This window comes from Pectobacterium sp. 1950-15 (assembly GCF_037136835.1).
In the GTDB taxonomy this organism is placed as follows: domain Bacteria; phylum Pseudomonadota; class Gammaproteobacteria; order Enterobacterales; family Enterobacteriaceae; genus Pectobacterium.
In genome coordinates this window covers 167,518-192,030 of record NZ_JBBBQR010000008.1, presented here as the reverse complement: position 1 = coordinate 192,030, position 24,513 = coordinate 167,518, and the positions used below count along the sequence as shown (strand labels likewise).

Below are 24,513 nucleotides of genomic sequence, written 5' to 3'. Positions count from 1 at the left end.
AAGTGGGAAAAACATAATTATATGAAGTACCAGGAGAAAACCATCATGATCAAATCAAAACTGACTCTGCTCGCCTGCTCGCTGTGCATGGCAGGCACGCTGGCCGCCTCATTCACCGCCTCAGCGGAAGAGAAGAAATGGACGACCGTCCGCATCGCCACCGAAGGCGCTTATCACCCGTATAACTTCACCAAGCCAGACGGCACGCTGGATGGCATGGAGATCGAACTGTACAAAGTGCTGTGTAACAACATGCAGGTGAAATGCGAGATCATGGTGCAGCCATTCACCAGCACCATCCCTGCCCTGAATGCCGGTAAGTTCGACGCCATCATTTCTGGTATGTCCGCCACGGAAAAACGCCGTGAGGTGATCGATTTCAGCCAGCCGTACACGCAGGCAGGACAGACTTTCGCCGTGCTGAAATCCAGCAAACTCGCTAAAGATTTCCCAGACGCGGGCCAGCGTTTCTCCATTAACCCGGCCGACGAAGCCACCGCAAAAGCTGAAATTGAGAAGCTGAAACCACTGCTGGAAGGCAAAACCATCGGCGTGCAGTCAGCCTCTATCGCCAGCGCCTTTTTGGATAAATATATGAAAGGCGTGATGAAAGTACGTGAATATAAAACCACGCAAGAACACGATCTGGATCTGAAAGCGGGTCGTGTGGATCTGGTTATCGCTTCCGCGCCTTACCTGAAAAGCATTTCGGAAAAACCGGGCAATGCCGATATCGTCACGCCGGGACCACAGTTCATCGGCGGCATTTTGGGCAGCGGCTCTTCCGTTGGCCTGCGTAAGAGCGATCCTGAGCTGAAAGCTATGTTCGACAAGGCCATCGATCAGGCTAAGCAAGACGGTACGATCAGAAAACTGAGCGAAAAATGGTTCGGTATGGACACCACACCGCTCTGAGTGTGACTCACCCGCTGAATCGCACGTCATGGCTTATCAGCCATGACGTGCCCCTCGCTTAATGCCATCAGAAAAATCAAAGAGCACACCACGCATGAATGCAACACACAATGAAGGAACGCTGCCTGCCATCAATCAGCAATCCGTGGAAGAAATCTGCGGCCTGATTGCGGCCAAGCGGCAGCAGTTCTGTACGCTGAGCGACGGCATCTGGGATACGCCGGAGCTGAACTACGAAGAGCATCGTTCAGCTGCACAGCACGAAGCCGTCCTGAAGGCGGAAGGTTTTCGCCTGACGAAAGGCATCGCCGGTATGCCCACCGCGCTATTGGGAGAATTCGGCTCAGGTCTGCCGATTATCGCCATTTTGGGTGAATACGATGCGCTGCCGGGCCTGAGCCAGCAGGCGAACGTCGCAGAGCCGAAGCCGCTGGAAAACGGGGGCAACGGCCACGGCTGTGGACACAACCTGCTCGGCACCGCGGCACTGCAGGCGGCGACAGCAGTGAAAGACTATCTGCAAAAGCACTCACTGAACGGGACCGTGCGTTTTTACGGCTGTCCTGCGGAAGAAGGCGGATCGTCCAAAGGTTTTATGGTCAAGGAAGGTGTCTTTGACGACGTCGATATCGCTCTCTGCTGGCATCCGGCGACCTTCACTGGCGTCAATAGCCCGGTGTCGCTGGCCTGTAACGAACTGAATTTTTACTTCAAAGGCCGCGCCGCTCATGCCGCCGCCAGCCCGCATCTGGGCCGCAGCGCGCTGGATGCCGTGGAGCTGATGAACGTCGGCGTGAACTACATGCGTGAACACATGCCTTCCTCCGCTCGCGTTCACTACGCGATTACCGACAGCGGCGGCCAGGCTCCGAACGTCGTTCAGGCCAACGCCACCGTGCGTTACCTCGTACGGGCACGCCAGTTGCCGGAGTTGCACCAGCTCGTCAAACGCGTGAAGAAAATTGCCGAAGGCGCGGCGCTGATGACGGAAACCGAGGTCAGCAGCGAGGTAATTAGCGGTGATGCCAATCTGCTGGCAAACCCGCCGCTGGAAGCACGTATGCACGAACATCTGCTGGCGCTCGGCCCGATACCGTTTGATGACGAAGATCGTAAAATGGCAGCGATGTTCCAGACGGCGCTGAGCACCGAAGACATTGCCGAATCCTACGCGCGTTTCGGCGTCAAACCTCAGCCGGGTTTAACGCTGCATGACGGGATTTATCCGCTGTATAGCCCGAATGAAGCCTTCATCGGTTCTACCGATGTGGGGACGGTGAGTTGGGTTGTGCCAACCGTGCAGATCCGCAGCGCTACTTACGCCATCGGTACACCAGCGCATTCATGGCAGTTGGTCGCACAGGGGAAAACCGGTGCTGCCCACAAAGGCATGGAGTATGCAGCGAAGGCAATGGCATCGCTGGCTATCGATCTGCTGGTGACACCTGAGCTGATTGCACAGGCAAAAGCCGACCATCAGGAAAGATTGCAGCACACACCGTTTGAAAACCCGATTCCAGACGACGTGTTCCCACCTATCCCGCAGTGATAATACGCTGATTGAAGTGGATCTGTAGGAAGCAGCAAGGAAACCGTCAGGAGAACACCTCCTGACGGTCATTAAGGCTTACGGGCGGGAAACAAAACCAACAGCGTCGTAGACTTTCTTCAGCGTTTCCTGTGCGCGCGCACTCGCTTTTTCAGCGCCTTCACGCATCACCTGTTGCAGGAATGCCTCGTCGTTACGGAAACGATGATAACGTTCTTGCAGTTCAGACAGCATGCCGGATACCGCATCCGCCACCGCACCTTTCAGGTGACCATACATCTGGCCGTTGAATTCCTGTTCCAGCTCAGGGATGGTTTTTCCCGTGACGCCAGACAGAATATCCAACAGGTTCGATACCCCGGCTTTATTCGCCACGTCATAGCGCACGACTGGCGGCTCGTCGGAATCCGTCACCGCACGTTTGATCTTCTTCACCACCGACTTCGGATCTTCCAGCAGCCCGATAACGTTATTGCGGTTGTCGTCAGATTTGGACATCTTCTTGGTTGGTTCCAGCAGCGACATCACGCGCGCACCCGATTTCGGAATGAACGGCTCAGGCACTTTGAAAATATCACCATACAAGCTGTTGAAGCGCTGACCAACGTCACGGCTCAGTTCCAGATGTTGCTTCTGATCTTCGCCCACCGGCACCTGATTCGTTTGGTACAGCAGGATGTCTGCCGCCATCAGTACCGGATAATCGAACAGACCCGCGTTGATGTTCTCTTCATAACGCGCGGATTTATCCTTGAACTGCGTCATACGGCTCAGTTCGCCGAAATAGGCGTAGCAGTTCAGTATCCAGCTCAGTTGGCTGTGCTCAGGCACGTGGGACTGAACAAAAATGGTGCTCTTTTTTGGATCGATGCCACAAGCCAGATACAGCGCCAGCGTATCCAGCGTCGCTTTTCTCAGCGCCTGCGGATCCTGACGTACCGTGATGGCGTGCAAATCCACGATGCAATAGATGCAGTCGTAATCGTCCTGCATGTTGACCCACTGACGTAACGCCCCCATGTAGTTACCAATGGTCAATTCACCAGACGGCTGCGCACCGCTAAATACAATGGGCTTGCTCATACTAAGGGTTCCTGATTGTGTGAAGAAGAATGCCCGATCAGGGGCAAAATATCGGCAAAACGATCCAGAACGACATCCGGCTGGCTCAGTTCGATCGCTTCACCATAGTTATAGCCATACGTCATGCCAACGCTACGACAGCCCGCCGCCTGTGCCGCCTGAATATCGTTGCGGGAATCGCCGACGAACAGAAGCTCGCTGGCACGCAGCCCCAGTTTACCGAGCACCAGATAAAGCGGCGCAGGGTGAGGCTTTTTCACAATGACGTCATCACCACCGATGATCAGCGAAAAATAGTCGCCAATCCCGAGGCCTGCCAACAGCGGCGCAACGAACGGCGTGGGTTTATTGGTCACCACTGCCATCGGCACGCCCTGCTGCGCCAACTGCGCCAGCGTCTCTTTTACCTGCGGAAACAGCGTGCTACCGCTATCCACCGTCTGTGCATAATAGACATCGAACCGCTCACGAGTTTCCTGCTGGCGCACGGCCGTTGGCTCAACGCCAGCCCAACGCAACGCGCGTTCCACCATCACGTCCGCACCGTTACCAATCCAGGTGGCGACACGGGCTTCGCCCGCTGCGGGCAACGACTGTGCCACTAACGCCTGATCGATCGCCGCCGCCAGACCCGGTGCGCTGTGAATCAGCGTCCCATCCAAATCAAAAGCCAAGCCGCGAATCGCGGTTAATTCAGTCATGTTTCGTCCTTGAAATTTCATTACGCATTTGATCAATGACGGCACGGTAATCTGGATGACCAAAAATAGCCGATCCCGCCACAAACATATCCGCGCCTGCTTCAGCAATCGCGCCGATATTCTCCACTTTTACGCCGCCATCGACTTCCAGTCGAATGTCGTAACCGCTGTCGTCGATCAAGCGACGCACCTGACGCAGCTTATCCAACGTGCTGGGAATAAAGGACTGGCCGCCAAATCCGGGGTTAACCGACATCAGCAGAATGATATCCAGCTTATCCATAACGTAATCGAGATAACTTAGCGGCGTCGCAGGGTTAAACACCAGCCCGGCTTTGCAGCCGTGATCTTTGATCAGCTGTAATGAGCGATCGAGGTGATCGGTGGCTTCGGGATGAAAGGTAATGAAACTGGCTCCCGCGTTGGCGAAATCAGGGATGATACGATCGACAGGTTTCACCATCAGGTGAACGTCAATCGGCGCGGTAATGCCGTAATCGCGCAGGGATTTCAATACCAGCGGGCCAATCGTCAAATTTGGCACATAGTGGTTATCCATAACGTCAAAATGGACCACATCAGCCCCGGCAGCCAATACATTAGCGGTATCTTCACCAAGACGGGCAAAATCAGCCGACAAAATGGACGGCGCGATTAAAAACGGTTTCATTCATTTCTCCAAACGATAAAGTCTGAATGCCTGCGGGTAACCTGTTCCCGGTTAATGACGTCTTTCACGCCACGAACCGATTCACTGCGCTCTGTTTACCCCACCCTGTATACAAAACGGTATCACCGATAGAGGGCTAATAACTCGTTTACTTTACTACGCCCCAAAATATTACGGCTAATTGTTCGACGCGCTTTAACAACATACAGCACCGCTTCCTGATACCACTCACGGGTCAGCAACGTGTCATGGTTGGAAATCAGTACCGGGATCTTGCTTTCTACCGACAGACGGCGCGCCAATTGCGCCAGGCTCTGCTGATCGGCACGGCTGAAATTATTGGTGTGATAAGCCGTAAAATTTGCGGTCGCAGACAGCGGCGCATAAGGCGGATCGCAATAAATAACCGATCCCTTCTCTGCTTTTTCCAGCGTGTCCTGATAGTGCTCACAGACAAAGATGGCATTTTGCGCCTTAAAGGCGAACCAGCGAATCTCTTCTTCAGGAAAATAGGGCTTCTTATAGCGCCCGAAAGGAACATTGAATTCACCACGCATGTTATAGCGGCACAGGCCGTTATAGCAGTGGCGATTCAAATAGAGAAACAGCAGCGCGCGCCGATAGGCGTCGCTGCAAAGGTTAAATTCATCACGCAGCAGATAAAACGCCTCAGACGTGTTCATCTCTTCCGTAAACAGCTTACGGGCGTCGAGAACAAACTCATCGGCATTCGACTTGACGATATTGTACAGGTTAATCAGGTCGCTATTAATATCGGCCAGTATGTAGCGATCGTACTCCGTATTCAGAAATACGGAACCCGCGCCGACAAAGGGCTCAATAAGACAGTCTCCTGCGGGTAAATAGCGACGAATCTCTTCTACCAGCGGATATTTACCACCAGCCCATTTTAAAAAAGCGCGGTTCTTCTTCATGCCGTCGTTAGTTACTCATACGTTTCAGAGCCGCGGATTGTACTCTGTGTCAGACAGCACATCAGGGCTAAAATTGGTGTTACTTATTCAAGTCCTGCTTCACCTGACGGATCGGCTTAACCCATGGTTTTTTCGCTTGAACTTCTGCGGGCAAGGTAGCAATTGCCTGTTTCGCTTCCGCAGAAGACGCATAGACTCCGGTCACTAACACATACCAGGATTTTCCGTCTCGTTTCGTTTCGTACACCCACGAATGGGTGAGGTTGTTCTGTTTCGCGTAGGCTTTCAACGTGTCCGCGCGTGAAGCGCTGCTCAGTTGCAAAGTAAAGTGGCTGGCAGGCGCATTCTGTACGGCGACGTTCTGCCCGGCTGCCGCCGGAGCCGGAGCCGCTTTGGCGTTAGCCGCAGGCTTGCTGGCTACTGGCGCTTTTGGTGTGCTGTTCGCAGCAGGCTTGGCGCCATTTGCATGTGCAGGCGTCGTATTGTGCGTATTTTTAGCGGATGAGGCTGCTGGCGTTTTCCCCGTCGGCGCGACTGTCGCAGGCGCCGTCGGCAGCGTCGAGTTTCCTGTCGCACCCTGAGAGAATTCGCTCACGCGCCCTTGCTGTTGCGACAACGCATCGGTGATATTGCCCGGCAGCTCGATACGCTGCTGGCCTGCCACCGGCTGCTGAACCTGCGCATCCGTCGGCGTACCGGAAATTGGCGGAGCACTTAATGTCTGAGGCGATGCCGGCATCTGAGAAGACGCCTGCCCTGACGTTTGGCCATGACTGGTCTCACCGGACACTGCCGCAGGGCTTTCACCCTGTGAGGAAGGCTGTGCGTTCTGCGTCATGGAGGACGAGGAAGAGAGATCGATATTTCTCTCGCCGCTCGCTTGATTCTGCGTCTGTGACGTTTGTGGCTGAGAAGGTGCCTGCAAAGCAGAACCGATACCAACGATCAGCAATACCAACACCACAATCCCGATACCAATCATCAGGTGCTGTCTGGAAAGCGCGATTTTAGGTACCGCGAAGTTGCTGCTTTTTTGCTGACGAGTAGGTCGACGGTCACTGGTATCAGGCTTCAGCTCATCTTCCGGCTTGAACTCATCCATTTAACATCTCCCCACTAAAAAGCTTGAATCCGCCGCGCAGTCGCCAGGGCGAATCATTGAATCGTAACGCATTGTATTTTATTAACCATAACCCATCAGGGCGTGTCTGTCGTTAATACTTATCTTTCATAACTGATCGCCTTTCAGCGCTATCGCATCAGGCAAGGCAATCAGCTATTGAGGCCAGCACCATGTCATGCGCCACACCGCCACGGACTTCCGACTGGCCAATTGCCGTTGGCAGCACCAGACGTAACTCACCCGCCAGCACTTTCTTGTCGCGCATCATATGAGGAAGATAGGCTTCAGGCGCCATTTGTGCCGGGCCGTTCACCGGCAGGCCCGCGCGAACCAGCAGAGATTTGACTCGCTCGACATCCTCAACGGAGAACTGCCCAAGGCGACGTGCCGTATGTGCAGCCATCACCATGCCTGCCGCAACCGCTTCGCCATGAAGCCAGTTGCCGTAGCCCATTTCCGCTTCGATAGCATGACCGTAAGTATGGCCCAAATTGAGCAGCGCACGCATACCACTTTCGCGTTCATCTGCCGCGACCACTGCCGCTTTAATTTCACAGCAGCGTCGAATGCAGTAAGCCAGCGCGTCATGCTGTAACTCACGCACTGCTTCAATGTTTTCTTCGAGCCAAAGAAAGAAATCGCGATCCAGAATAATGCCGTATTTGATGACTTCCGCCAGCCCGGATGACAATTCACGTGCCGGTAAAGACTTCAGGCAATCCAGATCGATCACAACCGAGACAGGCTGGTAGAACGCCCCGATCATGTTTTTACCCAACGGGTGATTGACGGCGGTTTTACCACCGACGGAGGAATCTACCTGCGATAACAGCGTTGTCGGCACCTGAATAAACCGGACACCGCGCTGATAACTGGCCGCGGCAAAACCGGCTAAATCGCCGATCACACCGCCACCCAAGGCAACAATCGTCGTATCACGACCATGCGGCTTCGCCAACAGAGCGCTAAAGACCTGATCCAATACGGCCAGCGACTTGTACTGCTCACCATCAGGCAAGATAACCTGATCGACATGTACGCCGTTGTCTTCCAGCACACCACGAACGCGGTCAAGATACAGAGGGGCCAACGTCTGGTTAGTCACCAGCATGGCCTGCTCCCCCGCTTTCAACGGCATAAAAGAAGCCGAATCATCAAATAATCCGGCGGCTATCGTAATGGGATAACTACGTTCCCCAAGTGTTACGGTAATTCTTTCCATGCGCGTTAAACAACCCGTTCAGGATCCGCTCAATGCGGATAAAGGTATGCTCTTAGTTACTTTCCAGCATATTGATAATCTGGTTAGCAACGACCTTGGCACTTTGCTCGTCAGTCCGAATGGTAACGTCAGCGATTTCTTCATAAAGCGGGTTCCGCTCTTTCGCCAGCGCTTCCAATACTTCACGTGGAGGGGTTTCAACCTGAAGTAACGGACGCTTCTTATCACGCTGCGTGCGGGCCAGCTGTTTCTCTATCGTCGTTTCCAAATAAACGACAACGCCGCGCGCGGAAAGACGGTTACGCGTCTCACGTGATTTGACTGAGCCACCGCCTGTCGCCAGTACGATGCCTTGCTTTTCCGTCAATTCATTAATGACTTTCTCTTCACGATCGCGGAAGCCTTCTTCGCCTTCCACATCGAATACCCAGCCCACATCAGCCCCAGTGCGTCGCTCAATTTCTTGATCGGAGTCGAAAAACTCCATATTGAGTTGCTGAGCTAACTGACGGCCAATAGTGCTTTTGCCGGCACCCATAGGCCCAACCAGAAAGATATTGCGTTTCTCTGCCATGTTTTTTGGTATTACTAAGACAATTCGTTAATGATAACCCGCCCCGCCAATCAACCCAGCGGCGGGACCTAAACTGAAACCTCATGAGCGATAGTGCGAGAATCAGACAAAAAATTATCTCAAGACTCAGGGTAGTTTGGCAACCGAATAAAATGTCACACCGACCACAGGTGGTCAATGTAGTATGTTTTATCGACATTTTCGGTGGAACAACACTTCAGTGCTCAATTCGCTAACCCTTGTAAGCTAAATCCGCCGCAGCGTCAAACGCATAAGCGCGAACGCGACAAAATATTGCGCCCTGTCAGAAAAAAATAACCGTATGGCAGCCGTGCGCGACTGGGTTTACTCACGATGAAGCGGGGATCAGCGTCGGCGTAATGAAAATGACCAATTCTCGTCGCGTGTGCTGTTGAGTATGGTTTCTGAACAGGTGACCAAATACGGGAACCTCACCCAATATGGGTACCTGTCTGTCGCTATTCTTTTTCTGCTGCTGGAAAATACCGCCTAATACGATAGTTTCGCCATCGGCGACCGTCACCTGGGTTTGGATCTCCTGTTTATCGATCGCTAAGGCTTCGCCATTATCGCCCTGCTTAATCGTCTGTCCCGGCATGTTTTGACTGATTTTCAGGTTCAGCGTAATCCGTCCGGCACGCAAAATATCCGGTGTGACCTCCATTCCGAGCACCGCTTCTTTAAATTCAATAGACGTCGATCCACTGGCGCCGCTGGAGACTTGATACGGGATTTCCGTACCTTGTTTAATACTGGCGGTCTGCTGGTGTGCGGTAAACAGCCGGGGGCTGGCAATAATTTCGACCTGACTTTCCTGTTCCAGCGCCATGAGTTCCAGATCCAGCAGGCGGCCATTCAATCGCGCTAAATGGAACCCTGCATTGATTGCCGGCGTCTCCACCGGCAGGCCAACATTAAAATTATTCAGCCTGAGCGCTTTATTCGCCGCATTCCCTTCCCCCAGCCCCCAATTAACGCCCAGTTCCTGAAGGTGCTCACTGCTGATGGTGACAATATGCGCGGCCAGTTGCACCTGCGCTAAAGGGAGATCGAGCTCTTTCACCCACGGTTCGAGCTGTTCAAGAGCATCTTCCGTATCGCGAATCAATAAGGTATTCGTTCGCTTATCCACGGTTACGCTGCCGCGCGCAGAGAGCAGTGTTCCACGCTGAGCCTGAACGCTGACCGCCACTTCCGTCGCATCGGCATACTGCAACGCGACAGAGATATTGTGCAGCGGCAATTTCTGCGCCTGATCAGCCATACGTTCGTCTCGTTCCTTCTGTAAGGACTCAAGATGCCCGGCAGGAAAAACCATCAGCACGTTACCGTTGCGTTCTGCACTGAGCTTGCCCATACGCAGAACAATATCCAGCGCTTGCTGCCACGGAACTTCAGCCAACCTTAAACTCAGGTTCCCCACTACGCCCGGCGCGATCACGACATTAAGCCGCTGATGATCGGCTAATGCCTGTAGTACCCGCGGGATCGGCGAATCCTCAAACGCCATCGATACCGCATTTTGCGCACGGGCCTGAAACGACACGGCAAGAAAAAGTAGCCCGCTCCACGCCATTACCTGGCATAACATATTAATTTTCATAACCTTCCTTGTTATCGAGATACGCTGTTGTCAGCGTTGTTTTCAAAGAACTGCTGCCCAAAAACGAATACGCGCGGTCAGGCAGGCTCCGCCTATTCTTCTGACTGACTGATAAACGGAGAAGCCAGCAGCAGGCTATCCGGCAGGCCATCACAGCCCGCATCACGCAACGTCGGGACAAGTTTGGCACCGGATTTATCCAGTTGGCTGACGACCCAATTCCCCGGGGGGATCGTCTCGCCGCTCGCTAGCCTGATCCAGGCAGCCTCTGGCTGCGCCAACCAGCCAATCCAGCGTTCGCCAGAGCCAATCACGCCTTTTAGCTGCCACGATGGTAGCGCTGCTGAAGGCAGGCAACGTGTGGTAACCAACGGCTGAAAAGGATCGATACGCACTGCGGGTTTTTCTGCCTGTACGCTATGTGACACGACTAGCAGTACCAATGTGATACGGAATGAGGTGAGACTCATGGCACCACCTCCGGCCCGATTAGCGCTAATGCCACCTGAAGCTGCGGTATTTCCGGCGGCGATGCGGTTAGAACCGCCTCAGGCTTGATACTCAACTGTGCTATGCGCAGCACATAAGGCAGCGCAGCCAGTTCACGCAGCACCTGCAACGCGCCCGTATAATCTGCGCTAAACGCCAATTGCCAACGTTCCTGATGAGGTTCCCCTGCGTGACGCGGGGCCGGCTGCCAGGACAGCAGCGATGCACCAGCCTGTGACAGAGGCTCGACGATAAGCTGCGACAGTCTGTCAGGCTGGAAAGGTTCATCTTGCGCGGTTTTCTCCGTTAATTGCTCGTGTAGCTCTGACAGCTGCGGCATCACGTCTAGCTTTTGCTGGGTTTCCCGTACCTCGAAACGCGCCTGAACGATGTGATCTTCCAGGCCAAGCGCTGACTGCCGGACTCCGCCGATGAATAGCCAGCCTGCGATCAGTCCGGCGGCAGAGACAAATGCCAATTGGAAGGCGATCTGTTGCCAGAGCGGTTTATTAACCAGCTCTGGCCGGCGCAGTACGGCGTCAATCAGGAGCGTTTGATTAATCATGGTCTTCCCCCAGTGAGGAAGTACCCACATCACGCCAGTTAGCCTGAAAGGAAAAGCGCAGCCCGGTGTTCACACCGCGCTCTTGGGAGGTATGCAGTAGCTGTACGCGTTCGACGGAAGCATGGCGCAATAATGCATGCTGTAGCGTAACGATATCGCGATAGCTTTCACTCACGCCTGAAAGCAACAAATGCGAGCCGCGGTCGGCGATTTCCGTCAGCCACAGACGCGCGGGCATCATGCCAGCAATCTGCTCTAGCAAATGGAGGTTGCGACGATTGTCATTCAGGATGACCGCCTGAGCCCGCTCTTGTTCCAGATAGCGGCGCAGCGTTTCCCGCGCCTGATGCGTTTGTTGATATAGCGCCTTCAGTTGCTGTTGCTGGGCCAGTACCGTATTGAGTGTATCCTGCGCCTGTTGCTGCCTGTGCTGCCAAAGCAGATAACTCGCGGCGATAAGACAGAGCGCTATCCCTATCTGTAGCAACAACAGCCCCAGCCAGCGACGTGCCTGCCGGTGCATCTGGTTTTTGCGCCAGGGTAAAAGATTAATCAGCAGCATAGTCAGGCATCCTCAGGACGCAATGCCAACCCACCCGCAATCGCAAAAGCCGAGGGAAAACTCGGCAATGGCGGCTGCAGGTGGCTAAACACCGTTAACGGCGACCACGGCTGTAATACGTCGGCTTTCTGGTTAGGTAAATCAGGCGAAACGCCAGAGTAATAGGCGATATTATCGACATCATGCTGATAGCGAGTGCTCACAATCGATAAGATATCGGATTCATCGTTCAGTTCATCAAGGTGTATGAACCCCGAGTGAAAAGCATGGTTAAGCGGGGACACCCACAGCCAGCCATCCAACAGGCGATGCAGCAACAGACGATGAGATTCAAGCCCTGCCAACTGCGCCATCGTTCGGAGTGCACACGTTGAGACGTCAAGGACATCAGGACGCAGCCCCACGCTATTCAGGCATGCCAGCCATTTATCAATTTCCTGCCGGCGTGCTGCCGTCACCAGCAGCGCACCCTGCTCCTGCGGGTCTTCCCGATAGTCTATCGCCAGCGATTCGCTGCTGACTGGCAGCTTACGCGCCGCCATGGTTTCAATATAGAGACTGCGCCCTGGCTCCTGTAAGCGCTGGTCGGGCATCGGTAAATGCTGCTGCAAGATCAGTTGGGCAGGAAACCCAACCCGTAGCGAAATGTGTCCAGGCAGCAAACGACGCCATGTGCGCAAGGCCTCACAAAGCGCCTCAGTATGGTGTAAACTACCCGTGCGCAACGTATCGTCTGGTAACGGACATTGCCACCAGTGACGAAGCTGCCAGCCATAGCGGCGGCGCTGAACCGCCAGAGCGCGCATGAAGCCGTTCTGTATATCTAATCCAACCCGCCAGATGTGATAAGCCATGTTCAACCCGATTTCCTTATCCAATAAACATATCCACAGTGCTGGCTTACCTTTATACTAGCGCCCGGTTGTTTATAAACTGTCCAAACGCTACTGAATGGAAAATCCCAGGTGAAGTTCGTAAAGTATCTATTCATCCTTGCAGTCTCTTGCATTCTGCTGGGAGCTGCCTCGATATACGGTTTGTACCGCTATATCGAACCCCAACTGCCCGATGTCGCCACGCTGAAAGACGTTCGGTTGCAAACGCCGATGCAGGTCTACAGCGCCGATGGCGAACTGATCGCCCAGTTTGGTGAAAAACGCCGTATCCCGCTCAAGCTGGACCAGATTCCTCCTGAGTTGGTACACGCCTTTATCGCGACCGAAGACAGCCGCTTCTACGATCACCACGGTGTCGATCCCGTCGGGATTATCCGTGCTGCGTCTATCGCGTTGACGTCGGGTCACGCCTCTCAAGGGGCGAGTACCATTACGCAGCAGCTCGCCAGGAACTTCTTCCTGAGCCCGGAGCGCACCCTGATTCGTAAGATCAAGGAAGTGTTTCTGGCTATCCGCATTGAGCAGTTGCTGACCAAGGATGAAATCCTTGAGCTCTATCTGAACAAGATTTACCTCGGCTATCGCGCCTATGGTGTTGGCGCGGCGGCACAGGTGTACTTTGGCCGCCCTGTTGACCAGTTGACGCTGAGCGAAATGGCGATGATCGCCGGTCTGCCGAAAGCACCGTCAACGTTCAACCCGCTTTATTCCTATGACCGCGCCGTTGCCCGCCGCAACGTGGTACTTGCGCGCATGAAGGATGAAAACTACATCACGCCGGCGCAATACGATGCAGCACGGAGCGAAACGCTGGTCGCGAATTATCACGCACCGGAGATTTCGTTCTCCGCACCGTATGTCGCGGAGATGGCGCGGCAGGAGATGGTTAAACGCTACGGCGAAGACGCGTATAACGACGGTTATAAGGTCTACACGACGGTCACCAAAAAATTGCAAACTGCCGCGCAGGATGCCCTACGTAATAACGTGATGGCCTATGACATGCGCCACGGCTACCGCGGCCCAAGCAAAGTGCTCTGGAAAGTAGGGGAAGGTGTTTGGGATCAGGCGAAAATGATTACCGCCCTGAAAGCACTGCCGGTCTATGGCCCGCTCTCTCCGGCTATCGTTACCAGCACGACAGCAGACAACGCGATTGCAATCCTGTCTGACGGCAGCAATATTGCCCTGCCAATGGCGGGTATGCGTTGGGCGCGTGCCTACCGTTCCGATACGCAGCAAGGGCCAACGCCGAAACGCGTCACGGATGTGGTACAGGCAGGACAGCAGATCTGGGTACGCAAAGTAAATGATGACTGGTGGCTGGCACAGGTGCCGGACGTCAACTCCGCCATCGTCTCGCTCAACCCGAAGAATGGGGCGATAGAAGCGCTGGTCGGTGGTTTTGACTTTAACCAAAGTAAATTCAACCGTGCGACGCAGGCGCTGCGTCAGATTGGTTCCAACATCAAACCGTTCCTGTACACCGCAGCGATGGACAAAGGTTTAACGTTGGCAACGATTCTGAACGACGTACCGATCACCCGCTGGGATGCGGGTGCCGGATCTGACTGGCGGCCGAAAAACTCACCGGCAACCTATGATGGTCCGATCCGTCTGCGTCAGGGGCTGGGTCAGTCCAAAAACGTGGTAATGGTACGTGCCATGCGTGCGATGGGCGTGGACTATGCGGCGGATTATCTACAACGCTTCGGTTTCCCTGAACAGAATATCGTCCATACCGAATCGCTGGCGCTGGGTGCCGCTTCCTTTACTCCGCTACAGGTCGTACGTGGCTATGCCGTGATGGCAAACGGCGGCTATCTGGTCGATCCCTACCTGATAAGCAAGATAGAGAGCGAAGCAGGCGGTACGGTCTTTACGGCGACACCGAAAGTGGTCTGCGATACCTGTAACTTACCGCTGGTCTACGGTGAAACACCACGTTCACCGGTGCTGGCGACGACTGACGTTGAGGATGTCGCCACATCAAACGAAGCGCCGCCGCAAGGTTTGCCGCAGCCAGAACTGGAACCTGTCACACCAGAGGCCGCACAGCAAAGCGCCGCACAACCTTACGCCCCGCATGTGATCAGCACGCCACTGGCGTTTCTGATTAAAGACGCACTGAACAGCAATGTCTTTGGTGAACCAGGCTGGATGGGTACGGGCTGGCGTGCGGGTCGTGATTTGAAGCGTCGTGATATCGGCGGTAAAACCGGTACAACGAACAGTTCCAAAGACGCCTGGTTCTCCGGCTATGGCCCGAATCTGGTCACCTCGGTCTGGATTGGCTTCGACGATCACCGCCGCGATCTGGGTGCCAGCAGCGCATCTGGCGTCATCAAAGATCAGATCTCCGGTTATGAAGGCGGCGCGAAATCAGCACAGCCTGCGTGGGATGACTTTATGAAATCCGCGCTGGATGGCGTACCGGAACAGCCGCTGACACCACCACCCGGCGTCGTCAGCGTCGTCATTGATCGCAGCAGCGGCAAGCTGTCTAACGGTGGCGGAAACAGTCGTTCCGAATACTTTATTGACGGTACGCAGCCGAAAGAATATGAAGTGCACGAAGTCGGCACCACGCTGATGGATAACGGGCAAAGCGAAGAGCTGTTCTGATATCCGGCATCATGTTCATTGATGGCCTTCCTGACGGAAGGCCATTTTTATTGCACACTCAGCACAGTGCCCTGTAGGCCGGGGCTATCGGCGTTCAATTCCTCACTTTCCAAACCACATCACTTCGGCATCACGGTGACAATCGCCCGACGATAGGAGAACAGGTTCGGCGTTCCCTCATCTTTCGCCTGCAAGATGATATGGAAAGGCGTCGGCGTTTTAACGTCAGGTGCAACAAACTGCGTTTGCATCCCTGATGCGTTGGCCAACTTCACTTCTGGCGCAAAATGCACTCCTATCGCGGTAGCCGTGGGCTCCTTATATTGCCACCAGGTATAATTCACTTTATCGCCATCGCGATCGTGAGAACCATCGGCGGACAGCGTCACGGTTTCTCCCGCCTTAACGCTAAAAGTCACAATAGAACGCCCGCTCTGACCATTCAGCACAAGGTCAGGGTTATGGTTAGCCTTTTTACTGTCCTTCGTCAGCGTCCAGTCCATACGGGCAGCAAAATCATTCTGGAAGGCGTCACGCCAGCGCCAGATCGTAGCCGATGCGGTACGGTACATTTTGCCGTTATGACTCATAACCTGATCGGAGGTGCTGACGCGTAGCCCGCTGGTGTCGCCCGGTACGATGGCCGCGTAGCGTCCTCCCCAACTGCCGTATTCCGTATGTTCTGGATCGCCAAGCCCGTTTTGAATCAGATAGAGGAATGAAGGCGTGTCCCCTTCCATCGTATATTCAATCGCAGGGTAGACCGCACCGAGCGGGCCTTTGCTGCGGATATGTTTGCTCAGCCATTCGTTATTCACCTGACTCATGTCGCTACCTTCGGCAAACGATGAGGACATGCCAATCCAGGTCGAGAGGAAATAATCATTCCAGGCATGGATACTGGTGATGTAGCGCAGCGTCGGGAAATTAGCGCGAATCCAGGCACCGGTATTATCCTGATCGGAGATCGCGTACACGCGAATCTTACTGACAAATGCTGCTACCTGCTCCGGTGTGCGAGTGGCACGTACGTCATGGAGAGCCTGCGCTAAATCTACCGCCCCGCCCCATACCGTAATCCACAGAGGGCGGGCGTCCTGTTTGTCCACCGCCTGAATAATCAACCTGGACGCTTCCGTCGCTTTATTATCACCCACGACGTCCATGCCAAATCCGGCACGGCCAGATCTGACAACCTGACGCAATGCCTCCGCAGACGGATAGCCGGACGCATGCTGACGCAGGTTAGGCAACACCTGCTCGTAAGCATCAAGACGCTGCATAATCATCTCTGGATTGACCTTATCCCTCAGCCAGGTTGAGGTGGTTGCCACAATCCCTTCGACATCGAATTCGTTACTGTAGAGCAGGAAGCGAACCAAAGACTGCGAGTCATCAGGTTCATTACCAATGTCCGTCAGAATAAGTATTCGGGTTTTCTCCGGCACGGTTTCCGTCGCCTGACCCAGCACAGGACATAACAGCGTGCTTACCAACGCCAGTAACATCAACGGCGCACGTATGATCCCCTTAGGTATGTTCATCTTTTGTCCCTCTTTCGTCGGTGTTGTTTTACACATTTATCAGGGCTGAAAAACAAAAAAACCTGCCGTGAATAGCGGGTTTTGCTATCCACGGCAGGTTCGCCTTCATTCATCAGTCACGCCCTGTGCAGACGTTATAGACGCCCGCCCCTGTCACGACAACGAGCTAAAAAGGGATGTGTGACCGATATCACCGGAAAAGACGTGCGCTTTCCGTTATGTCACAGAAAATTAGCGGGGTGTACGACGCAGCCAATCGTGAGCCAGAAACAGCGCACTGACATTACGCGCTTCACGGAAATCAGGCTCTTGCAGCAGCGACATCATGTTATCCACTGGCCAGCGAACTTGCGGCATGGGCTCTGGCTCATCCCCTTCCAGGCTTTGCGGATACAACCCGCGCGCCACCACAATATTCATCTGGCTGGAAAAATAGGAAGGCGCCATGGTTAACGTCGCCAGTAACTCCAACTGTTCCGCCCCAAAGCCGATTTCTTCCATCAGCTCGCGATTAGCGGCTTCAAAGACCGTTTCACCGGGATCGATCAGCCCTTTGGGGAAACCTAATTCGTACTCCTCAATGCCGACGGCGTATTCACGGATCAACACCAGTTCATCATCAATGACCGGGACAACCATCACCGCCTGTCGGCCGCTTGAACGCATCCGTTCATAAACCCGGCGTACCCCGTTGCTAAATTCAAGATCGACGGATTCCACATTAAACAGGCGCGAACGCGCTACCGTTTCTACCTTGAGGATTTTAGGTTTTTGCAGGTTATGACTCATTGATGCCCCCAGAGCGTTACGACCAGAACGGCATCTTAGCCCAACACGCATGAGAGACTGCGCTTAGTGCAACCTGAATATGGCATGCTGTTGGATAAGAAGAGATCGTAAATATTCTTTTTTGATTCTGTTCACATTGTGCGTTAACAGTCGCCTTCGCTGCAACTATCGTGACGATGAATTTACGTGTGAGCAACATGCAGGATACATCCTGTATGAGAAATCGCCGCTAAAAGTCAATAACGTAAGAAAAATAGGAATATCCTCATTCAAGAGGCATTTTTTGCTTGTTACTATCATCACCTTATGCGATTAATTCCATTCACAATTACGTTATTAATCTAAGAAAACAATGCCATACGGGTTATCATCGATTGTATAATTTTGTTAAACTCCGACGAAAACAAGGAGCCTCGCGTTTTGGAAGGGAGATGACATGAGCACAATATTTACCTTATTGGCGATATTGCTTGCCTGTCTGATCGCGATCGGAGGCCTTGTCGGCTACCGTATGCGCCGTCGTTTCTTATCCACTCCGCCATTACCCGTTTCTCAATCGCTTCCCCGGCGGCTAACTGAAGATGAACGGATCGCCGTTGAGCGTTATCTGGCTCAGGAAAACAGCCAGCAAACCACGCCGCTTGATACCCCGAATGCACAGCCGAAACTGCCGCGTTCCCTGCAAAGTAATCGGGTTTACCCCATCACCCATACGATTACACGTTACGGCCTGAGCACCGATGCTCAGAATAAGTGGCGCTACTACATCGACACACAAGAGATCCATCTGCCGCCCAGTTGGGAGCAGTTCATTACTGAAAACAACACCGTCGAACTGATAAAGACGCGCTCGATCCCGCTGGTTATTTCCCTGAATGGGCATTCGCTAACCGAGTGCCTTGATGCCAGGCCGCTGGCACCGCTACCAAGCGAAATTCCTGTCACAAATGCCTCTATCCGTCAGGAAGGCAGTGAGCATGCCGAGTTAGTCACGATCCGTAAGGAAACACGTGAAGAACACGCCATGCATCACTCCGGGGGCTTGAAGGAAACGGCGGTGCTCAGCGTGTCTTTTCTGCTCTTGTTCATCAGCCTGAATAGCCCTATCGCCCTGCTCCCCTGGCTGATCGGTACCGCATCCTTATTAGCAGGCTGGAGCTTATGGCAGCTTTTCCGCTCGCCGTCCGCTCAGGAATTGCGGGACGTACACTGCCTTCACGGCACACCGCAAGGGTTGGGCCTGTTTGGCGAATCCAATCAGGGGCCACTCGGCAATATCTCGCTCGGTAATATCGATCTGATTTATCCGCCTCACTGGCAACCCTACATCACGCAAGATCTGGGCAGAAAAACGGATGTCGATATCTACCTCAATCGACAGGTCATCCGTCAGGGGGAACACCTTTCGCTGCATGATGAAGTGAAAAATTTCCCGCTACAGCGCTGGGGCCGAAATCTGCTGCTGTCAGTTGGTTCACTGCTCAGCCTGATTTTACTCGTCACTAACGTGCAACTTGAGCTGCCGCTAAAGCTCAGCCTGGCCTGGCTTCAGGGCGCACAGCGCATTCAAGTCACGCAGGTCAGCGATCTGGAAAACGCCCAGCTCCGCATTGGCGATACGCTGGCAGTGCGTGGCAGTGGTATGTGCTATGTGCCTGCAGGTATTCGTCCCGTCTCTGCGCCATCGCCCTACGCGTTCAGCCCGTTCGACTGTTCCGCCATTTACTGGAATCAAGCCGCGCCATTGCCCTTACCGGAATCCGAGACGATTGAAAAAGCCTCTGCCCTGCTGAAATCCGTCAACAGTCAGCTCCATCCGCAGGCGGAAAAAGAAGGTCAGGTCAACTCTCAGCTAGCGTCCACGATCCAAAAATCAGGGCTGATCCTGATGAAAAACTTCGCTGATGTTGTCCTGAGAACACAAGATTTATGTAAACAGGAAAACGATTGCTCCCGTCTGAAAAATGCGCTGGTGAATCTGAGCGACGTTAAAAACTGGAATACGCTGGTCAAAGACGCCAACTCCGGCACGCTGAAAGGCATGAATGTGGTGCTGCCCGCCGTCAGCGCAGAAACGCTGGAAGCCTTGGTCAACAGCTCTACCGATCAATTCTTTTATCAGGAAATCAATAATGCGGCAGACTCGCTGAACAGCCCACCGCCGGGTGGATTCCTGATTCGCAGCGACGAAGGACGGCAATTCGTGAACCACCCGCTCCCTCCGATGCCGCTCAATGAGTATCGTCCATCGGATCAGTGGCAGGAGCTCCAGCGGCTTTCCGCGATGCTGTTACATACGCCGTTTAATGCCACAGGCGTGATCACCCAACTCAGCACCGATGCCAACGGGACGCAGCATATCAGCCTGCACAGCGAGCCCGACGTCATTACCGTCTGGCGCTACCTCGGCAGTTGCCTGCTGCTACTGCTGTTTTCTGCAACGTTTATCGTTAATGCGGTTCTTACCGGCATTAAAATGCGTAAAAGCCAGAAACGCGTGGCCGACATTCAGCACTATTACGCTTCTCGATTCAACATGATGACGAATGCGTTCCCGGACAATCGTCCCTTACTCCCCCGCTAACGGCGTCGTGCCCGTTCCGTGGTTGTGCTAACCTAGCAGCATCGGTTTCCCATCACTATTGTCACAATTGCACTGCGCGTCGCCTGCTTCACCCTCCCTATAGCACGGCGCGATATCTGGAGTCGTTATGAATCCCCACGTTAACTGGCACGACATCGACACCGTGATACTGGATATGGATGGCACGCTGCTCGATCTGGCGTTTGACAGTTATTTCTGGCTTCAACTGGTGCCACAGTCGCTCAGTGAAAAGCGCCATATCAGCCTTGAGCAGGCACACCAACTTATCAAGCACGAGTATCAGGCGGTTCAGCACACGCTAAACTGGTATTGCTTCGATTACTGGTCAGAACGTCTCGATCTGGATATCTATCAAATGACGACGGATATCGGCACACGTGCCCGCTTGCGCGATGACACCACGCCATTTTTAACGGCGCTGCGCGAGTGCGGTAAAGAGACGATTCTGCTGACCAACGCTCATCCACACAGTCTGGCGGTAAAAATCGAACATACCGGGCTGGATCAGCACCTTGATTTATTGCTTTCCACCCATACTTATGGGTATCCGAAAGAGAATCAGCGCTTGTGGCAGGCCGTCCAGCAGCAAACCGGCTTCGACCCTGCCAGAACATTATTCGTGGATGACAGCGAGCCGATTCTGGATGCCGCGAAAACCTTCGGCATCCATTACTGTCTGGGCGTGCGTAATCCGGATTCCGGCGAGCAGGAAAAGGTATTCCTGCAACATCCGTCAATGAACGACTATCTTGCGCTGCTACCCGCTCTGCGTCACTCCGTTAACGTAGGGTAATCAGGGGGATTGATGGTGAAAGCTACCGAGCAGGCCGACGACGCCGTTCGTCTGGATAAATGGCTCTGGGCCGCCCGTTTCTATAAGACCCGGGCTATCGCCCGCGAGATGATCGACGGCGGCAAAGTCCACTATAACGGGCAACGCGGTAAGCCGAGCAAACAGGTCGAACTGAATGCCGAGGTGAAACTGCGTCAGGGCAATGATGAACGCACCGTGATCATTTTGGCCGTTAGCGGCCAGCGCAGAAGTGCGGCAGAAGCACAGGCGCTGTATCAGGAAACGGCTGCAAGCATTGAGAAACGAGAAAAGCTGGCGCTGGCGCGGAAAATGAATGCGCTAACGATGCCACACCCCGATCGCCGTCCTGATAAAAAAGAGCGCCGCGATCTGATTAAATTTAAATACAGCGATCAGGAATAACGCTCCGCCCTTCATTTGCTGGTCATCAAACTGATGACAATAGAGAGAAGACTCAGCGATCGCCGCATCACTCATCGCCGTACCAAGACGAGAAAACATTATGGCTCACGACCAACTATATCGTTATCTGTTTGAAAATTATGCCGTTCGTGGTGAACTGGTAACCGTTAACGAGACGTATCAACGTATTTTGACTAACCACGACTACCCACCTGCGGTGCAAACGCTGCTGGGTGAAATGCTGGTTGCCACCAGCCTGTTGACGGCCACGCTGAAATTCAGCGGCGATATTACCGTTCAGCTTCAGGGCGATGGCCCACTGAAACTGGCGGTGATTAACGGCAATCATCAGCAGCAAATGCGCGGCGTTGCCCGCCTGCAAGGGGATATCGCGCCAGGGAGTTCGCTGAAAGAGATGGTCGGCAATGGCTATCTGGTGATTACCATTACGCCAACGGAAGGTGAGCGCTATCAGGGCGTTGTTGGTTTAGAAGGTGAAACCGTTGCTGAATGTCTGGAAAGCTATTTCCAGCAGTCCGAACAGTTGCCGACGCGGCTGTTTATCCGTACCGGACAGCACGAAGGCAAGCAGGCGGCCGCCGGCATGCTGCTTCAGGTCTTGCCTGCACAGGATGCCGATCGTGATGATTTTGATCATCTGGCGCAGCTCACCACCACGGTTAAAGCCGAAGAGCTGTTTTCCCTGCCTGCCACCGAAGTCCTGTACCGCCTTTACCATCAGGAAGAGGTCACGGTGTACGAACCGCAAGATGTCGAATTCCGCTGCCACTGCTCGCGCGATCGTTGTGCCGATGCATTAATGACGCTGTCCGATCAGGAAGTGAATGAGATGATCGAACAAGATGGCGAAATCGATATGCACTGTGATTATTGCGGTACGCACTACCTGTTTAATTCGCTGGACATCCGCGCCATACGGCACGATTCATCAGGAAATCTGTTGCATTAATCGTTTTAACGGGTACGGAAGTACCCGTTTTATTTTGCTTATTTTCCCATCTATAAACCACCGTGATTATTTTTCAAACACCCTAAATAAGCAAAGTTATTAATGAATTTATTTAATTTTATGATTGCTATCGCGGTTAAAATAAGCTCACTCCCTACAATGTTTAGTAGTACGACTATAACTTGAGGAGTAGCAACATGCAGATCAACGGTATTACCCCGCAAGCCCTGACGGCTTATGGAATCCACGATGTCCGCGATATTGTCTACAATCCCAGCTATGAACTGCTTTTTGAAGAAGAACTCTCTCCTACCCTACAAGGCTATGAACGCGGCATCGAAACCCAACTGGGTGCGGTAGCCGTCGATACTGGCATCTTTACCGGCCGTTCCCCGAAAGACAAATACATCGTGCGCGATGATGTAACCCGCGACACCGTGTGGTGGTCCGATCAGGGTAAAGGTAAGAACGATAACCACCCACTGAGTCAGGAAACCTGGACGCACCTGAAGCAGCTCGTTACCACACAGCTTTCCGGCAAGCGCCTGTTCATCATCGATGCCTTCTGCGGCGCGAATCCAGACAGCCGCCTCAGCGTACGTTTCGTCACGGAAGTGGCGTGGCAGGCGCATTTCGTCAAAAACATGTTTATTCGCCCAAGCGATGAAGAACTGGAAGGTTTTGAGCCAGACTTCATCGTGATGAACGGCGCGAAATGCACCAACCCGAACTGGCAGGAACAGGGACTGAACTCCGAGAACTTTGTCGCATTCAACCTGACAGAGCGCATCCAGCTGATCGGCGGCACCTGGTACGGCGGCGAAATGAAGAAAGGGATGTTCTCCATCATGAACTACCTGCTGCCGCTGAAAGGTATCGCCTCCATGCACTGTTCGGCAAACGTCGGCGAAAAAGGCGATGTCGCGGTCTTCTTTGGTCTGTCTGGTACGGGCAAAACCACGCTGTCCACCGATCCGAAACGCCAGTTGATTGGCGATGACGAACACGGCTGGGACGACGACGGCGTCTTCAATTTTGAAGGCGGCTGCTATGCCAAAACCATCAAGCTATCCAAAGAAGCAGAACCAGATATCTATGGTGCGATCAAACGTGATGCGCTGCTGGAGAACGTCACGGTACTGGCAGACGGAGCAGTGGACTTCAACGACGGTTCCAAAACCGAGAACACCCGCGTCTCTTACCCGATTTATCACATTCAGAATATCGTTAAACCGGTCTCCAAAGCCGGGCATGCGACGAAAGTGATCTTCCTGACGGCTGACGCATTCGGCGTGTTACCTCCGGTTTCTCGCCTGACGTCCGATCAAACGCAGTATCACTTCTTGTCCGGCTTCACCGCCAAACTGGCGGGAACCGAACGCGGCGTGACGGAGCCGACGCCAACCTTCTCCGCCTGCTTCGGCGCGGCATTCCTGATGCTGCACCCAACGCAGTACGCTGAAGTGCTGGTAAAACGCATGAAGGCAGCGGGCGCACAGGCCTATCTGGTGAACACTGGCTGGAACGGCAGCGGTAAACGTATCTCCATTAAAGATACGCGCGGGATTATTGACGCCATTCTGAACGGCAGCATTGATGATGCAGAAATGCAGACGTTGCCGGTCTTCGATTTGGCGATCCCGACGTCGCTGCCCGGCGTTAATCCTGACATTCTCGACCCGCGTGATACCTACGCGAGCGTCGAACAGTGGCAGGAAAAAGCGGACGATCTGGCACAGCGCTTTATCACCAATTTCGATAAATACACCGATGCACCGGCAGGTGCCGCGCTGGTGAAAGCAGGGCCGAAGCGCTAAGCATTAACGAGAAACACAAAGAGAAAAGGCGCGGATTCC

22 protein-coding genes are annotated in these 24,513 nt (G+C 53.7%); 8 read left to right on the top strand and 14 right to left on the bottom strand.

All coding sequences use genetic code 11. The features are described from left to right. The first annotated feature begins 45 nt into the window (after positions 1-45). The gene (locus WCT94_RS11450; protein ID WP_336869663.1) at positions 46-915 is read left to right on the top strand and encodes a transporter substrate-binding domain-containing protein; all 870 of its coding nucleotides are present in this window, start codon (positions 46-48) and stop codon (positions 913-915) included. Between the two features lie 94 nt (positions 916-1,009). Further along, positions 1,010-2,464 carry a M20 family metallopeptidase gene (locus WCT94_RS11445; protein WP_336869662.1) on the top strand — a complete coding sequence of 485 codons (1,455 nt, stop codon included), beginning with the start codon at positions 1,010-1,012 and terminating at the stop codon, positions 2,462-2,464. 78 nt (positions 2,465-2,542) lie between these two features. On the opposite strand, the gene trpS is transcribed toward WCT94_RS11445, so the two are convergent. The 12 genes from trpS to pilM form a co-directional block, all read right to left on the bottom strand. Further along, positions 2,543-3,547: a tryptophan--tRNA ligase gene (gene trpS, locus WCT94_RS11440; protein WP_336869661.1), complete on the bottom strand. Its 1,005-nt coding sequence runs from the start codon at positions 3,545-3,547 to the stop codon at positions 2,543-2,545. Further along, positions 3,544-4,248, bottom strand: coding sequence for a phosphoglycolate phosphatase (locus WCT94_RS11435; protein WP_182100803.1), 705 nt, complete (start codon positions 4,246-4,248; stop codon positions 3,544-3,546). Before WCT94_RS11435 ends, trpS begins: the two co-directional genes overlap by 4 nt. Beyond that, on the bottom strand, positions 4,241-4,918 hold the full coding sequence (gene rpe, locus WCT94_RS11430) for a ribulose-phosphate 3-epimerase (protein WP_039492116.1): 678 nt from the start codon (positions 4,916-4,918) through the stop codon (positions 4,241-4,243). Before rpe ends, WCT94_RS11435 begins: the two co-directional genes overlap by 8 nt. A gap of 122 nt (positions 4,919-5,040) precedes the next feature. After that, positions 5,041-5,853: an adenine-specific DNA-methyltransferase gene (gene dam / locus WCT94_RS11425; protein ID WP_336869660.1), complete on the bottom strand. Its 813-nt coding sequence runs from the start codon at positions 5,851-5,853 to the stop codon at positions 5,041-5,043. Between the two features lie 79 nt (positions 5,854-5,932). After that, complete coding sequence (locus WCT94_RS11420) at positions 5,933-6,955, bottom strand: SPOR domain-containing protein (RefSeq protein WP_336869659.1); 1,023 nt, start codon at positions 6,953-6,955, stop codon at positions 5,933-5,935. A gap of 157 nt (positions 6,956-7,112) precedes the next feature. Beyond that, complete coding sequence (gene aroB, locus WCT94_RS11415) at positions 7,113-8,198, bottom strand: 3-dehydroquinate synthase (RefSeq protein WP_336869658.1); 1,086 nt, start codon at positions 8,196-8,198, stop codon at positions 7,113-7,115. A gap of 52 nt (positions 8,199-8,250) precedes the next feature. Then, entirely contained in the window at positions 8,251-8,772 is a 522-nt protein-coding gene (aroK, locus tag WCT94_RS11410; RefSeq protein ID WP_005969451.1) for a shikimate kinase AroK, read from the bottom strand. Between the two features lie 349 nt (positions 8,773-9,121). Continuing rightward, on the bottom strand, positions 9,122-10,396 hold the full coding sequence (gene hofQ, locus WCT94_RS11405) for a DNA uptake porin HofQ (protein WP_336869657.1): 1,275 nt from the start codon (positions 10,394-10,396) through the stop codon (positions 9,122-9,124). Between the two features lie 92 nt (positions 10,397-10,488). Next, entirely contained in the window at positions 10,489-10,866 is a 378-nt protein-coding gene (locus WCT94_RS11400; protein ID WP_336869656.1) for a HofP DNA utilization family protein, read from the bottom strand. Then, the gene (locus tag WCT94_RS11395; protein ID WP_336869655.1) at positions 10,863-11,450 is read right to left on the bottom strand and encodes a hypothetical protein; all 588 of its coding nucleotides are present in this window, start codon (positions 11,448-11,450) and stop codon (positions 10,863-10,865) included. Before WCT94_RS11395 ends, WCT94_RS11400 begins: the two co-directional genes overlap by 4 nt. After that, entirely contained in the window at positions 11,443-12,012 is a 570-nt protein-coding gene (locus WCT94_RS11390; protein WP_336869654.1) for a PilN domain-containing protein, read from the bottom strand. The genes WCT94_RS11395 and WCT94_RS11390 overlap by 8 nt, the downstream gene beginning before the upstream one ends. 2 nt (positions 12,013-12,014) lie before the next feature. Beyond that, positions 12,015-12,866, bottom strand: a complete 852-nt coding sequence (gene pilM / locus WCT94_RS11385; RefSeq protein ID WP_336869653.1) for a type IV pilus biogenesis protein PilM — start codon at positions 12,864-12,866, stop codon at positions 12,015-12,017. A gap of 111 nt (positions 12,867-12,977) precedes the next feature. Between pilM and mrcA the strand changes: the two genes are divergently transcribed. Then, complete coding sequence (mrcA, locus tag WCT94_RS11380) at positions 12,978-15,533, top strand: peptidoglycan glycosyltransferase/peptidoglycan DD-transpeptidase MrcA (protein ID WP_336869652.1); 2,556 nt, start codon at positions 12,978-12,980, stop codon at positions 15,531-15,533. 119 nt (positions 15,534-15,652) lie between these two features. On the opposite strand, the gene WCT94_RS11375 is transcribed toward mrcA, so the two are convergent. Both WCT94_RS11375 and nudE read right to left on the bottom strand, forming a co-directional pair. Next, positions 15,653-17,077 carry a DUF1593 domain-containing protein gene (locus WCT94_RS11375; RefSeq protein ID WP_336869651.1) on the bottom strand — a complete coding sequence of 475 codons (1,425 nt, stop codon included), beginning with the start codon at positions 17,075-17,077 and terminating at the stop codon, positions 15,653-15,655. Between the two features lie 231 nt (positions 17,078-17,308). Further along, positions 17,309-17,866 carry an ADP compounds hydrolase NudE gene (gene nudE, locus WCT94_RS11370; RefSeq protein ID WP_319849944.1) on the bottom strand — a complete coding sequence of 186 codons (558 nt, stop codon included), beginning with the start codon at positions 17,864-17,866 and terminating at the stop codon, positions 17,309-17,311. Positions 17,867-18,302: 436 nt separating this feature from the next. Here nudE and WCT94_RS11365 point away from each other — a divergent pair, with 436 nt between their 5' ends. The 5 genes from WCT94_RS11365 to pckA all read left to right on the top strand — a co-directional run bounded on the left by WCT94_RS11365 (position 18,303) and on the right by pckA (position 24,474). Beyond that, positions 18,303-20,450, top strand: coding sequence for an intracellular growth attenuator family protein (locus tag WCT94_RS11365; protein WP_336869650.1), 2,148 nt, complete (start codon positions 18,303-18,305; stop codon positions 20,448-20,450). A gap of 127 nt (positions 20,451-20,577) precedes the next feature. Then, positions 20,578-21,264, top strand: a complete 687-nt coding sequence (gene yrfG, locus WCT94_RS11360) for a GMP/IMP nucleotidase (protein WP_336869649.1) — start codon at positions 20,578-20,580, stop codon at positions 21,262-21,264. Positions 21,265-21,276: 12 nt separating this feature from the next. Beyond that, a complete protein-coding gene (gene hslR / locus WCT94_RS11355) occupies positions 21,277-21,687 on the top strand; it encodes a ribosome-associated heat shock protein Hsp15 (RefSeq protein ID WP_336869648.1) in 411 nt (136 codons plus the stop codon). A gap of 100 nt (positions 21,688-21,787) precedes the next feature. Next, positions 21,788-22,657 carry an Hsp33 family molecular chaperone HslO gene (gene hslO, locus WCT94_RS11350; protein ID WP_336869647.1) on the top strand — a complete coding sequence of 290 codons (870 nt, stop codon included), beginning with the start codon at positions 21,788-21,790 and terminating at the stop codon, positions 22,655-22,657. 197 nt (positions 22,658-22,854) lie between these two features. Beyond that, entirely contained in the window at positions 22,855-24,474 is a 1,620-nt protein-coding gene (gene pckA, locus WCT94_RS11345) for a phosphoenolpyruvate carboxykinase (ATP) (RefSeq protein ID WP_336869646.1), read from the top strand. Positions 24,475-24,513: the final 39 nt, after the last annotated feature.